This is a genomic window from Bacillus sp. HMF5848, assembly GCF_003944835.1.
In the GTDB taxonomy this organism is placed as follows: Bacteria; Bacillota; Bacilli; order Bacillales; family HMF5848; genus HMF5848.
Genome location: NZ_RWIV01000001.1, coordinates 125,343 through 139,729, shown reverse-complemented (window position 1 = coordinate 139,729; position 14,387 = coordinate 125,343). Strand labels below are relative to the sequence as shown.

At 39.6% G+C, this 14,387-nt stretch carries 9 protein-coding genes; all 9 read right to left on the bottom strand.

Annotation, left to right across the window (positions count from 1 at the left end; translation table 11 throughout):
• Window positions 1-20: 20 nt before the first annotated feature.
• Window positions 21-650 carry a 50S ribosomal protein L3 gene (gene rplC / locus EJF36_RS00675; protein WP_125904549.1) on the bottom strand — a complete coding sequence of 210 codons (630 nt, stop codon included), beginning with the start codon at window positions 648-650 and terminating at the stop codon, window positions 21-23.
• Between the two features lie 43 nt (window positions 651-693).
• Window positions 694-1,002, bottom strand: a complete 309-nt coding sequence (rpsJ, locus tag EJF36_RS00670; RefSeq protein WP_125908214.1) for a 30S ribosomal protein S10 — start codon at window positions 1,000-1,002, stop codon at window positions 694-696.
• Window positions 1,003-1,519: 517 nt separating this feature from the next.
• On the bottom strand, window positions 1,520-2,710 hold the full coding sequence (gene tuf / locus EJF36_RS00660) for an elongation factor Tu (protein WP_125904548.1): 1,191 nt from the start codon (window positions 2,708-2,710) through the stop codon (window positions 1,520-1,522).
• 119 nt (window positions 2,711-2,829) lie between these two features.
• On the bottom strand, window positions 2,830-4,908 hold the full coding sequence (gene fusA / locus EJF36_RS00655; RefSeq protein WP_125904547.1) for an elongation factor G: 2,079 nt from the start codon (window positions 4,906-4,908) through the stop codon (window positions 2,830-2,832).
• Window positions 4,909-5,095: 187 nt separating this feature from the next.
• Window positions 5,096-5,566: a 30S ribosomal protein S7 gene (rpsG, locus tag EJF36_RS00650; RefSeq protein ID WP_125904546.1), complete on the bottom strand. Its 471-nt coding sequence runs from the start codon at window positions 5,564-5,566 to the stop codon at window positions 5,096-5,098.
• 46 nt (window positions 5,567-5,612) lie between these two features.
• Complete coding sequence (gene rpsL / locus EJF36_RS00645) at window positions 5,613-6,035, bottom strand: 30S ribosomal protein S12 (protein WP_125904545.1); 423 nt, start codon at window positions 6,033-6,035, stop codon at window positions 5,613-5,615.
• A 98-nt stretch (window positions 6,036-6,133) separates the two neighbouring features.
• Window positions 6,134-6,382, bottom strand: a complete 249-nt coding sequence (locus EJF36_RS00640; RefSeq protein WP_125904544.1) for a 50S ribosomal protein L7ae-like protein — start codon at window positions 6,380-6,382, stop codon at window positions 6,134-6,136.
• Window positions 6,383-6,597: 215 nt separating this feature from the next.
• Window positions 6,598-10,194, bottom strand: a complete 3,597-nt coding sequence (gene rpoC / locus EJF36_RS00635; RefSeq protein ID WP_125904543.1) for a DNA-directed RNA polymerase subunit beta' — start codon at window positions 10,192-10,194, stop codon at window positions 6,598-6,600.
• A gap of 130 nt (window positions 10,195-10,324) precedes the next feature.
• Window positions 10,325-13,900, bottom strand: a complete 3,576-nt coding sequence (gene rpoB, locus EJF36_RS00630; RefSeq protein ID WP_125904542.1) for a DNA-directed RNA polymerase subunit beta — start codon at window positions 13,898-13,900, stop codon at window positions 10,325-10,327.
• Between the last annotated feature and the right edge of the window lie 487 nt (window positions 13,901-14,387).

Here is a 14,387-nt window from a genome sequence, read left to right as displayed (position 1 = left end):
CTCCTCCTTTCTTAACTAAATTATTTAGCTTTTACTGCACTCTTTACTTGAACTAGACCTTTGTTTGGTCCTGGTACATTACCTTTAATTAATAGAAGGTTACGCTCTGCATCAACTTTAACAATGTTTAAGTTTTGTACAGTAACACGTTCTCCACCCATACGACCTGGTAATGCTTTTGATTTGAATACACGGTTTGGAGCAACTGGTCCCATTGAACCAGGACGACGGTGATATCTTGAACCGTGCGACATAGGTCCGCGTGATTGTCCATGACGCTTAATAGCACCTTGGAAACCTTTACCTTTTGATACTCCTGTTACATCAACAACTTCGCCTTCAGCGAATATGTCTACCTTGACTTCCTGACCAACTTCTATACCTGCATAATCAGCAGCTTTAAACTCACGAACGAAGCGCTTAGGAGCAGTGTTTGCTTTAGCAACGTGTCCTTTATGTGGTTTGTTAGCTAATTTTTCACGCTTATCTTCAAAGCCTAATTGAATAGCTTCATAACCATCCGCTTCAACTGTTTTCTTTTGAAGTACTACGTTTGGAGCAGCTTCAACAACAGTTACTGGAATAAGATCACCGTTTTCTGTAAACACCTGCGTCATTCCAATTTTTCTACCTAAGATTCCTTTGGTCATTTGTCACACCTCCTGTAATATCTTATAAGTTATATTTTAGTTTTTATAATTTAATTTCGATGTCAACACCAGATGGTAAATCTAAACGCATAAGCGCATCTACAGTTTGTGGTGTAGGATTAACGATATCAATCAAACGCTTATGAGTACGCATTTCGAATTGCTCACGAGAATCTTTGTACTTATGAACCGCACGTAGGATTGTGTAGATTGACTTTTCAGTCGGTAACGGAATTGGACCAGATACATTAGCACCCGAACGTTTTGCCGTTTCAACAATCTTTTCTGCTGATTGATCAAGGATTCTGTGATCGTAAGCTTTTAAACGAATTCTGATTTTTTCTTTTGCCATTATTTTCCCTCCTTTTCGCCTATTTGGAAATAGACAGTTCTCAGTGGAAATTTTCCTGCACACGCGCCATGGCAAAGCGGCCGGGTGTATCAGCAACCTCCCACTTCATCGCAGTCAAAGACCAACATTCAATATTATACAGAAATGTGCACATAAAAGCAAGGAGTATTTTATTATTTAAATCTCACTTGTATATTTCTGAGCACTTTTAATATTATACATATATATTAGTGATGATTCAAGTTAAAGAAAAAATATAATACTTGTAAGTTTATGGTTATAAGGTTACAACATGTTAAACAATATTATATAGAAGAAACTCATTTAAAAGGATCTTTGAATGATACTAATAGGTTATTATCAATCACATTTACAGATTCATAAATCACTTTGAATTAATATATGTAATTGTCTCCCTTCTTCTGTTATAGGAGAATGCTATGAAACCCTTTAAACTTTATATATAGAAAAAAAGCAGATTGACATGAGTCAACCTGCTTTTATTTTATAATATTAATTACTCAGTGATTGTAGCAACTACACCAGCACCTACTGTACGGCCACCTTCACGAATTGAGAACTTAGTTCCCTCTTCGATAGCGATTGGTGCGATAAGTTCAACAGTCATTTCGATGTTATCACCAGGCATAACCATTTCCACACCTTCTGGTAATTGGATGATACCAGTTACATCAGTAGTACGGAAATAGAATTGCGGACGGTAGTTTGAGAAGAATGGAGTATGACGTCCACCTTCTTCTTTTGATAAAACGTAAACTTCTGATTTGAACTTAGTGTGTGGAGTGATAGTACCAGGCTTAGCTAATACTTGTCCACGTTGGATATCTTCACGAGAAACACCACGTAATAGAGCACCGATGTTATCGCCAGCTTCAGCTTGATCAAGAAGCTTACGGAACATTTCTACTCCAGTACAAGTTGTTGATTTTGGCTCTTCAGAAAGACCGATGATTTCAATTACATCGCCCACTTTAAGAATTCCACGCTCAACACGACCAGTAGCAACAGTTCCACGACCTGTGATTGAGAATACGTCCTCAACAGGCATCATGAATGGCTTGTCAGTGTCACGTTGTGGTTGAGGAATATAATCATCAACAGCAGCCATTAATTCATAAATCTTCTCTTCGTACTCAGCAACGCCCTCAAGAGCTTTAAGAGCAGAACCTTTTACTACAGGGATGTCATCGCCTGGGAAGTCGTATTCAGAAAGAAGGTCACGTACTTCCATTTCTACTAATTCTAATAACTCTTCGTCATCAACCATGTCGCATTTGTTTAAGAATACAACGATGTATGGTACACCTACTTGGCGAGATAGAAGAATGTGCTCACGTGTTTGTGGCATTGGGCCATCAGCAGCAGATACTACAAGGATAGCTCCGTCCATTTGTGCAGCACCAGTGATCATGTTCTTAACATAGTCAGCATGTCCTGGGCAGTCTACGTGTGCATAGTGACGGTTGTCAGTTTCATACTCAACGTGTGCTGTTGAGATTGTGATACCGCGCTCTCTTTCTTCTGGAGCAGCATCGATTTGATCATAGTTCATCGCAGTTCCTCTTCCGTATTTCTTGTGAAGAGTTACAGTGATTGCAGCAGTTAAAGTAGTTTTACCATGGTCAACGTGTCCAATTGTTCCGATGTTAGCATGCGGCTTGGAACGGTCAAATTTTTCTTTACCCATTATGAAAATCCTCCTTAGTATATTAAAAGTTATTAAGTATAAGTTGCTAGAAAGTGAAATTTCATTTCACTTTCTAAGCCTACATAAGTAGTTATACTTGAATGTATAGCGAAAATCAATTATTGACCGCTATTTTTTTTGATAATCTCTTCAGAAATTGATTTTGGTACTTCTTCATAGTGATCGAAATGCATTGTGAATGTACCACGTCCTTGCGTGTTAGAACGTAATGATGTAGCATATCCAAACATTTCAGATAGTGGAACCATTGCTTTAACAACTTGTGCGTTACCGCGTGCTTCCATACCTTCTACACGACCACGACGAGAAGTGATGTTACCCATAATGTCACCCATGTACTCTTCTGGGATAACAACTTCTACTTTCATGATTGGCTCAAGAATGACTGGGCTACATTTTTTAGCAGCATTTTTCAATGCCATAGATGCAGCAATTTTAAACGCCATTTCGTTTGAGTCTACATCATGGTAAGATCCATCAAATAATTTAGCTTTAATATCGACTAATGGATAGCCTGCAAGAACTCCATTTTGTAGGGAATCTTCAAGACCAGCTTGTACCGCAGGAATATATTCACGAGGTACAACACCACCAACGATAGCATTTTCAAACTCAAAGCCTTTACCTTCTTCGTTAGGAGCGAACTCAATCCATACGTGACCGAACTGTCCACGACCACCAGACTGACGTACGAACTTACCTTCAACTTGCGCTGAACCACGGAAAGTTTCACGGTACGCAACCTGTGGAGCACCAACGTTAGCTTCTACTTTGAATTCACGCTTCATACGATCAACGATGATATCAAGGTGAAGTTCACCCATACCAGCGATGATTGTTTGACCAGTTTCTTGGTCAGTGTGTGCTCTAAAAGTAGGATCTTCTTCAGAAAGCTTTTGTAACGCTGTAGACATCTTATCTTGGTCAGCTTTTGACTTCGGCTCGATAGCTACAGAGATTACCGGCTCAGGGAATTGCATAGACTCAAGAATAACAGGCGCTTTATCATCGCAAAGTGTATCACCAGTAGTTGTATCTTTAAGACCAACTGCTGCAGCAATATCCCCTGAATATACAGTAGAAATCTCTTGACGAGAGTTTGCATGCATTTGTAGGATACGACCTACGCGTTCGCGCTTGCCTTTTGTTGAGTTTAATACGTATGAACCAGAATCTAGAGTACCAGAGTATACACGGAAGAATGTTAGCTTACCAACATACGGGTCCGTCATAACTTTGAACGCTAATGCAGAGAATGGCTCTTCGTCAGAAGAATGACGAATTACTTCTTCATCTGAATCTGGAACAATACCCTTAATAGATGCAACATCAGTTGGTGCTGGTAGGTAATCTAGTACAGCATCAAGCAATAGTTGTACACCTTTGTTTTTAAATGCAGAACCACAAATAACAGGATAGAATTCAACGTTAACTGTACCTTTACGGATAGCAGCTTTGATTTCATCTTTTGTAAGTTCTTCACCTTCTAGGTATTTCATCATTAGTTCTTCGTCTAGCTCAGCTACTGCTTCAACAAGCTTAGCATGGTACTCTTCTGCTAATTCCTTATATTCTTCAGGAATTTCACGAGCTTCTGTACGTGTGCCAAGATCATCTTCATAGTAGAATGCTTCCATTTCAACTAAATCAATAATACCTTCGAATTGGTCTTCTGCACCAATCGGAAGTTGAATCGGATGAGCGTTTGCTTGTAAACGTTCATGTAAAGTCTTCACAGAATATAAAAAGTCTGCTCCGATTTTATCCATTTTGTTTACAAATACAACACGCGGTACTCCGTATGTTGTTGCTTGACGCCAAACTGTTTCAGTTTGAGGCTCAACTCCTGATTGAGCATCTAAAACAGCAACTGCTCCATCAAGTACACGTAATGAACGTTCAACCTCTACTGTGAAGTCTACGTGTCCTGGAGTATCAATAATGTTGATACGATGGTTTTTCCATTGCGCTGTTGTAGCAGCAGATGTGATTGTAATCCCACGCTCCTGCTCTTGTTCCATCCAGTCCATTTGAGAAGCGCCTTCGTGAGTTTCTCCAATTTTATGAATACGGCCTGTGTAAAACAAGATACGCTCAGTAGCAGTTGTTTTACCGGCATCGATGTGAGCCATGATACCGATATTACGAGTTTTTTCTAAGGAGAACTCTCTTGTCATGATGTTACTTCTCCTTCCTATTATTGAGTTTGGTTTTTTTTGGTATGACGGTATGTACAAATAGGGAGTTAATAATGCTATTTTAACATATTAACTTCCCTATCATTTTCTTAGTATCTTCCCGTCATATTACTTTAATCAGGAAAATATAAATATAATCCTAACAAAATTGTTTATATAATAAATCCTACCAACGGTAGTGAGCAAATGCTTTGTTTGCTTCTGCCATCTTATGAGTGTCTTCTCTTTTCTTAACAGCAGCACCAGTATTGTTAGCTGCATCCATGATTTCGTTAGCAAGACGTTCTTCCATAGTCTTTTCACCACGGTTACGTGCATACTGTACTAACCAACGAAGACCTAAAGTAGTACGACGCTCTGGACGAACTTCTACAGGTACTTGGTAGTTAGAACCCCCTACACGACGAGCTCTTACTTCAAGTACTGGCATGATGTTTTTAAGTGCTTGTTCAAACACTTCCATCGGATCGTTACCTGTGCGATCTTTAATAAGATCAAACGCTGTATATAAGATCTTTTGAGAAGTACCTTTTTTACCATCTATCATTAATTTATTAACAAGGCGTGTTACTAGCTTCGAATTGTAAATCGGATCTGGTAACACATCTCTTTTTGCAACTGGACCTTTACGAGGCATTAATATTTCCTCCTTTCAAGCATTTTTTTATTCTAAATTTCTTTTATTATTTCTTTGGTGCTTTTGGACGCTTAGTACCATACTTAGAGCGACCTTGCATACGGTTGTTAACACCAGCAGTGTCTAATGCACCACGTACAATGTGATAACGTACCCCTGGTAAGTCTTTTACACGTCCTCCACGGATAAGAACAACACTATGCTCTTGAAGGTTGTGACCAATACCAGGAATGTATGCTGTTACTTCGATACCATTAGTTAAGCGAACACGAGCGTATTTACGAAGTGCCGAGTTCGGCTTCTTCGGTGTCATTGTACCAACACGTGTACAAACCCCACGCTTTTGAGGTGAAGATACGTTTGTTTGAGCTTTTTTAAAGCTGTTGTATCCTTTATTTAAAGCAGGTGATTTTGATTTCTCAACTTTAGTCTCGCGACCTTTACGTACTAATTGATTAATAGTAGGCATCTATTTTTCCTCCCTTCATTCTTTTGTAAACCCACACATCCAGGTGGTTCATTTTAAAGTAAAAAACAAAGTTTTTGCAGTTTTCTACAAAAACAGTTTTAGCGAAGAATTGCGACAGTAGCAGCTCCAACTTCAATTCCTGATACTTTTCCAAGCTTCTTCATAGAATCTACTATTGTAACGGGTATGTTTTGCTCTTTTGCAACACTCACTACTTTTACAGTTAATGATTGATTTGCATCTTTAGCAACTAACACCTCAGCTACCTCACCATGTTTTAAAGCTTTTACTGTTTGCTTTGTGCCAATGATAATCTTAGATGCCTGCGATACTTTTTCATAAGACATAACTAACATCCTCCAAAGTAAACAGGTTTATTAAAGAAGCACCTTTGCTATAATATCATCCTTGTATAGCAAAGTCAACATTATTTATAACAAGAAATAAATAACAGTTTAAAATAATTGGTCAGTTATACACGCCAATTTAAAAAAACTTATCAAATTAAATTAGATCTAGATAAAAAGTATGCTGTCTGAACACAGCCAGCATACTTCATTTTTTAATCTACAGTAACTTTATCATCTGATTCAGTTGGTATAACAGGGTATGTTTTACGATAGCGTGACATCCCCGTACCAGCTGGTACCAGTTTACCAATGATAACATTTTCTTTTAATCCTAATAACTCATCGCGTTTACCTTTGATTGCTGCATCTGTAAGAACACGAGTTGTTTCTTGGAATGATGCTGCAGAAAGGAATGACTCTGTTTCAAGAGATGCCTTAGTGATACCTAATAACACAGGGCGTCCTATTGCAGGAATTCCACCATTTAATAGCACTTTCGCATTTGCATCTGTAAACTGATGGATATCTAGTAACGTTCCCGGCAACACATCTGTGTCACCTGCGTCGATAACACGAACTTTACGAAGCATTTGACGAACCATAACCTCTACGTGTTTATCGCCAATTTCAACCCCTTGCATACGATAAACTTTCTGTACTTCTCGTAGAAGATACTCTTGTACAGCAAGCATGTCTTTTACTTTTAAAAGCTCCTTAGGATCAATAGAACCTTCCGTTAATTCTTGGCCACGTACTACTTTTTGACCTACGATAACCTTCAATCTTGCATTGTATGGTGCTGCATAGCTACGAGTTTCAACATCGCCCTTCACAACGATTTCTTGTTGCTTGTCACGAATTTCGTTAATTGCTTCAACAGTACCATCTATTTCTGAGATTACCGCTTGCCCTTTTGGATTACGCGCTTCGAATAACTCTTGGATACGCGGTAGACCTTGAGTGATATCGTCCCCCGCAACACCACCTGTATGGAATGTACGCATCGTTAACTGAGTTCCTGGCTCACCGATAGATTGAGCAGCAATAATACCTACTGCTTCACCAACCTCAACCTCAGAACCTGTTGCTAAGTTGCGACCGTAACATTTTTTACACACACCATGACGAGTGTTACAAGTAAATGCAGAACGAATCCACATTTCTTCTATTCCAGCATCGATAATATTCTTTGCTTTATCTTCATCTATTAGGTCATTTTCATTAACTAGAACTTCTCCTGTTTCAGGATGACGTAACATCTTTCTAGCATGACGACCTATGATACGTTCTTCTAACTTTTCAATTACTTCTGTTCCATCTTTAAGAGGAGCAGCTAGAATACCTCTATCTGTACCGCAATCATCGTCACGGATAATAACATCCTGCGCAACATCAACAAGACGACGTGTTAAGTAACCTGAGTCAGCTGTTTTTAACGCTGTATCCGCAAGTCCTTTACGAGCACCGTGAGTAGAGATGAAGTACTCTAATACAGTTAACCCTTCACGGAAACTTGATTTGATTGGAAGTTCGATAATACGTCCAGCCGGGTTAGCCATTAATCCGCGCATACCTGCTAGCTGAGTAAAGTTAGATGCGTTACCACGGGCACCTGAATCACTCATCATAAAGATAGGGTTTGCACTTGGTAACGACTGAATCAATTTACCTTGGATTTCATCTTTTGCTTTACTCCAAATAGCAATAACACGATCATATCTTTCTTCTTCCGTAATAAGACCACGTCTAAATTGCTTAAGAATAGAGTCGACCTTTTTCTGAGCCTCCACTAAAATGATCTGCTTTTCTGGAAGTACTACGATATCAGATACACCAACGGTAATTCCAGCTTTAGTAGAGTAACGGAAACCAAGGTTTTTCATGCGGTCAAGCATTCTAGAAGTTTCAGTAATCTTGAATCGCTTAAACACTTCAGCAATGATATTCCCTAGGATTTTCTTTTTGAATGGTTGAATAACTTCCTGAGCCTCTATAGCCTCTTTTACATTTGCACCTTTTTCTAAGAAATATCTTTCTGGTGTTTTATGCTCAAGGTTCTCTTTTGTTGGCTCATTAATATATGGGAATGATTTAGGTAAAATCTCATTAAATATTAATTTACCTACTGTTGTAAGCATCAGCATATTATTTTGTTCTTCTGTAAAAGTTTCGTTATTTAATGAACCTGCATGCACAGCAACTCTTGTATGCAAGTGAACATAACCATTTTGATATGCAATTAGCGCTTCATTAGTGTCCTTGAATACCATACCTTCACCAATGGCATCTGGTCGCTCAAGAGTTAAATAGTAATTCCCAAGAACCATGTCCTGTGATGGCGTAACAACCGGTTTACCATCTTTTGGATTTAGGATGTTTTGTGCAGCAAGCATTAGAATACGTGCTTCTGCTTGTGCTTCTGCAGATAGTGGTACGTGAACAGCCATCTGATCTCCATCAAAGTCAGCATTATATGCTGTACATACTAGTGGATGCAGACGGATAGCACGACCTTCTACTAAAGTCGGTTCGAATGCCTGAATCCCCAACCTATGTAATGTAGGGGCGCGGTTCAGTAGAACCGGATGTTCTCTAATTACTTCTTCAAGTACATCCCATACCTCAGGTTGAACACGCTCAATTTTACGCTTAGCACTCTTGATGTTATGAGCCAGTCCTTTTTGCACAAGCTCCTTCATAACAAATGGCTTGAAAAGTTCCAACGCCATTTCTTTCGGTAAACCACATTGATACATCTTTAAATTCGGTCCTACAACGATAACCGAACGACCCGAGTAGTCAACACGTTTACCTAATAAGTTCTGACGGAAACGACCTTGCTTACCTTTTAACATATGTGACAATGATTTAAGTGGTCGATTACCCGGCCCTGTAACTGGACGACCACGACGACCATTATCAATTAATGCATCAACAGCTTCCTGTAGCATGCGCTTCTCATTCTGAACGATAATGCTCGGCGCGCCTAAATCTAACAAGCGCTTTAAACGATTGTTACGATTAATAACACGACGATATAAATCGTTTAAGTCAGACGTTGCGAAACGACCACCATCAAGCTGTACCATAGGACGTAATTCAGGCGGAATAACCGGTAGCACATCTAGAATCATCCAGTCAGGATGATTTCCTGATGCACGGAACGCCTCAAGCACTTCTAATCTTTTAATGGCACGAGTTCGACGTTGACCTTGTGCAGTTTTTAATTCTTCTTTTAACTGCTGCACATCTTTTGTTAAGTCAATATCAGATAAAAGCTTGCGAATAGCTTCGGCACCCATAGCAGCTTGGAATGTATTACCATATTTATCTCTATAGGCACGATATTCTTTTTCTGATAAAAGTTGCTTTTTATCAAGCGGTGTATCACCACTATCTGTAACCACATAAGAAGCAAAATAAATGACTTCTTCTAAAGCTCTCGGTGACATATCAAGCACAAGACCCATTCGACTTGGGATACCTTTGAAGTACCAAATATGCGAAACAGGTGCTGCAAGCTCAATATGACCCATACGCTCACGACGTACTTTTGCTCGTGTTACTTCTACGCCACAGCGGTCACAAACGACTCCTTTGTAGCGAACACGTTTATACTTACCACAATGACATTCCCAATCACGAGTGGGACCGAATATTCTTTCACAAAATAAACCATCTTTTTCTGGTTTAAGAGTACGATAATTAATAGTTTCAGGTTTCTTTACTTCACCATGCGACCAAGACCGAATTTTATCTGGCGAAGCGAGTCCGATCTTCATGTATTCAAAATTATTTACATCCAGCAAGGGTCTACCTCCCTTAATTGTATTGTCAGAATGATTCAATTCTGAACCTGGACTTCTGTCAAGCTTGGAAAGCTGGCAACATGCAGTTACCCAGCTTATTTCCAAACCTTCATCAGTGCTAGCTCTAGTTTTACTCTTTTGTTACTGCGTCTTTTTCTTGCTGTTCATTAGTTGATGCCCCAGCAGCGCCTACTCCGATAGAATCTGCTTGGTTATTATCATCTTCTTCTTCTAGATCACGCATTTCGATTTCTTGCTCATCGCCAGAAAGGATTTTAACGTCCATACCTAAGCTTTGAAGCTCTTTAATTAATACCTTGAATGACTCAGGTACACCAGGCTCTGGAACATTTTCACCTTTTACGATAGCCTCGTATGTTTTAACACGTCCAACAACATCGTCCGATTTCACCGTAAGAATTTCTTGAAGGGTGTAAGCTGCACCGTAAGCCTCAAGTGCCCATACCTCCATCTCACCAAAACGCTGACCACCAAATTGAGCTTTACCACCCAATGGTTGCTGTGTAACAAGTGAGTAAGGTCCAGTTGAACGAGCATGAAGCTTATCATCAACCATGTGAGCAAGCTTAATCATATACATAACACCAACTGAGACACGATTATCAAATGGTTCACCTGATCGGCCGTCATATAGTACTGTTTTGGCATCTACTGGCATACCAGCCTCAGCAAGCGTTTCTTGCACATCTTCTTCACGCGCCCCATCAAATACTGGAGACGCTACATGAATACCGAGCGTTCTTGCAGCCATACCTAAGTGAAGCTCAAGCACCTGACCGATGTTCATACGAGATGGAACCCCTAGAGGGTTTAACATGATATCTACTGGCGTGCCATCCGGTAAATATGGCATATCCTCTTCCGGTAATATTCGTGAGATAACCCCTTTATTACCATGACGACCTGCCATCTTATCGCCTTCAGAGATTTTTCTCTTTTGAACGATGTACACGCGAACTAATTGATTTACACCTGGAGGTAGCTCATCGCCGTCTTCGCGATTAAACACCTTAACATCAAGGATAATACCTCCTCCACCATGTGGCACACGTAACGAAGTATCACGAACTTCACGAGCTTTTTCTCCGAAAATAGCGTGTAATAAACGCTCTTCGGCAGTTAGTTCCGTTACACCTTTAGGTGTTACTTTACCAACAAGTAGATCGCCGTCCTTCACTTCAGCACCTACACGGATAATTCCACGTTCATCAAGGTTTCTTAGAGCATCTTCCCCAACGTTTGGAATGTCGCGAGTTATTTCTTCAGGTCCTAGCTTTGTATCACGTGATTCTGACTCATATTCTTCAATATGAATGGATGTATACACATCATCCTTCACAAGACGCTCACTCATGATGATAGCATCCTCATAGTTGTAACCATCCCAAGTCATGAATGCAACAAGTACATTTCGACCTAAAGCTAGTTCTCCTAATTCCATAGATGGTCCATCAGCTAAAATTTCACCTTTTACAACACGGTCCCCAGCTGCCACAATAGGACGTTGGTTATAACAAGTCCCTTGGTTCGATCGAACAAATTTCAACATACGATAGCGGTCGAGGTCACCTTTAACCTCTTGACCATCAACATTTAAAATTCGTCTTACTTTTACTTCAGCAGCTTCAACACGTTCTACAATACCCTCATGCTTACAAATAACAGCAGCTCCTGAGTCTTTACCTGAAACGTATTCCATACCCGTACCGACTCTTGGCGACTCCGGATTAAGAAGCGGCACCGCTTGACGTTGCATGTTTGCACCCATAAGTGCACGGTTCGAGTCATCATTTTCTAAGAACGGAATACAAGCTGTAGCCGCAGACACTACTTGTTTTGGAGATACATCCATATAATCAACACGGTCACGACTTACAACTGTATTTTCACCGCGACGACGCGCTACGATTTGTTCATCTAAAAATTCACCATCGTCTCCTAGACGAGCGTTCGCCTGAGCAACGACATAGTTATCTTCCTCATCAGCCGTTAAATAATCAATTTGACTTGTAACTCGACCTGTTTCAGCGTCAACACGGCGATATGGTGTTTCTATAAATCCGAATTTATTAACCTTTGCAAATGACGACAGAGAGTTAATTAATCCAATGTTTGGTCCTTCAGGCGTTTCAATAGGACACATACGCCCATAATGAGAGTAGTGAACGTCACGTACTTCAAAGCCTGCACGTTCTCTCGTCAGACCACCTGGCCCAAGAGCTGATAGACGACGCTTGTGCGTAAGTTCAGCAAGAGGGTTAGTTTGATCCATGAACTGAGACAACTGTGAGCTACCAAAGAATTCTTTAATAGCAGCAATAACCGGACGAATATTGATAAGTTGTTGTGGAGTGATAGTGTTAGTATCCTGAATGGACATTCTTTCACGAACAACTCTCTCCATACGTGATAATCCGATGCGGAATTGGTTTTGCAGCAATTCACCAACCGAACGTAAACGACGGTTACCTAAATGGTCAATATCATCTGTAGTTCCTACGCCATGCAATAGATTAAAGAAGTAGCTAATTGAAGCAATGATGTCTGCTTGTGTAATGTGCTTCTTTGTGTCCTCTATATAAGCATTACTAATTACATTGATGACCTTTTCTCCATCCGGGTCGTTAGGAGCGTGAATCTTAATAGATTGTAAAATAACATCTTCATCTAACACACCACCATGTGTGTTTAAAGACTTATAACCTACTTGTTGTTCTTGTAGAGTTTTTGTCATTTTGTCCAACTGGCGAACTTCAAGCACAGAACCCTTTTCAGCAAGTATTTCACCTGTTGATGGGTCGACCAATGACTCAGCAAGTCTCTGATTATATAGACGGTTCTTAATGTTCAACTTTTTGTTTACCTTATAACGCCCAACACTAGCTAAATCATAGCGTTTCGGGTCGAAAAAGCGTGAGACAAGTAAGCTTTTTGCGTTTTCAACCGTAGGTGGTTCACCTGGACGTAGACGCTCGTATATCTCAAGAAGAGCTTTTTCTGTAGTCTCAGTATTATCTTTTTCAAGAGTATTTCGTAAGTACTCGTTGTCCCCTATTAAGTCAATAATCTCTTGGTCTGTACCAAATCCAAGAGCACGTAACAGGACGGTCACTGGTAATTTTCGAGTACGATCAATCCTAACGTACACAACGTCTTTTGCATCCGTTTCATACTCTAACCATGCACCACGGTTTGGAATTACTGTAGCAGTAAAACCTTTTTTACCGTTTTTATCAATCTTCGAGTTAAAATAAACACTAGGAGAACGAACAAGCTGAGATACGATGACACGTTCTGCACCGTTTATAATGAAAGTACCCGTTTCGGTCATGAGTGGAAAATCACCCATAAACACTTCTTGATCCTTCACTTCTCCAGTTTCTTTGTTAATTAATCGTACCTTGACACGAAGTGGAGCTGAGTAGTTCACATCACGTTCTTTCGCATCTTCTACAGAATACTTAGGCTCACCTAAACTGTAATCGATAAATTCAAGAGAAAGGTTGCCTGTAAAGTCTTCAATCGGGGACATTTCCTGAAATAATTCACGAAGCCCTTCGTCCAAAAAGCTTTCATAAGATGCTGTTTGGATCTCAATTAAATTTGGTAATTCCAACACTTCACTGATGCGAGCATAGCTTCTTCGCTGGCGGTGTCGTCCATACTGAACTAGTTGACCTGTCAACTGATTCACCCCTCAAAATCATGAGTTATAATCCCACGAGACATTTTTTCTTTCAAATCCTATGGAAAAATCAGAATATATTAATTCTGAGATAAAAAAAACATTACTTCATCCAAAAGCAGAGACTAATATTACATTTCTTTGCCGGCAGCTTTTTTTATAAAGTCATTGCCAATGCAGTTAAAAACGGGTATGATACAATAAATAATGGCTACTATAAATAGTTATGCTAGCTGTTGGACAAACTAACCTACTTTATTAAGTACTTAATAGTAGCTTCGCTATCTCAGAGATGATATCCCGTATGTAAAACAAAAAATACAAAAAGAAAAAGGGTTTCTATCAAAAAAACCACATTTTCTAAAACGCACTATTGATTTTATTAGCTTTTCCATTGATACTAAAATTATACATACAATTAGTTTTTTTAGCATCACAGGAAATAAATACATATTGGCATTTTATAATACTATCATAGCGCAATTTT

Bases quoted from the DNA above. Each gene is read 5' to 3' on its own strand.
- rplC (WP_125904549.1), bottom strand. From the start codon at position 650: ATGACCAAAGGAATCTTAGGTAGAAAAATTGGAATGACGCAGGTGTTT.
- rpsJ (WP_125908214.1), bottom strand. From the start codon at position 1,002: ATGGCAAAAGAAAAAATCAGAATTCGTTTAAAAGCTTACGATCACAGA.
- tuf (WP_125904548.1), bottom strand. From the start codon at position 2,710: ATGGGTAAAGAAAAATTTGACCGTTCCAAGCCGCATGCTAACATCGGA.
- fusA (WP_125904547.1), bottom strand. From the start codon at position 4,908: ATGACAAGAGAGTTCTCCTTAGAAAAAACTCGTAATATCGGTATCATG.
- rpsG (WP_125904546.1), bottom strand. From the start codon at position 5,566: ATGCCTCGTAAAGGTCCAGTTGCAAAAAGAGATGTGTTACCAGATCCG.
- rpsL (WP_125904545.1), bottom strand. From the start codon at position 6,035: ATGCCTACTATTAATCAATTAGTACGTAAAGGTCGCGAGACTAAAGTT.
- EJF36_RS00640 (WP_125904544.1), bottom strand. From the start codon at position 6,382: ATGTCTTATGAAAAAGTATCGCAGGCATCTAAGATTATCATTGGCACA.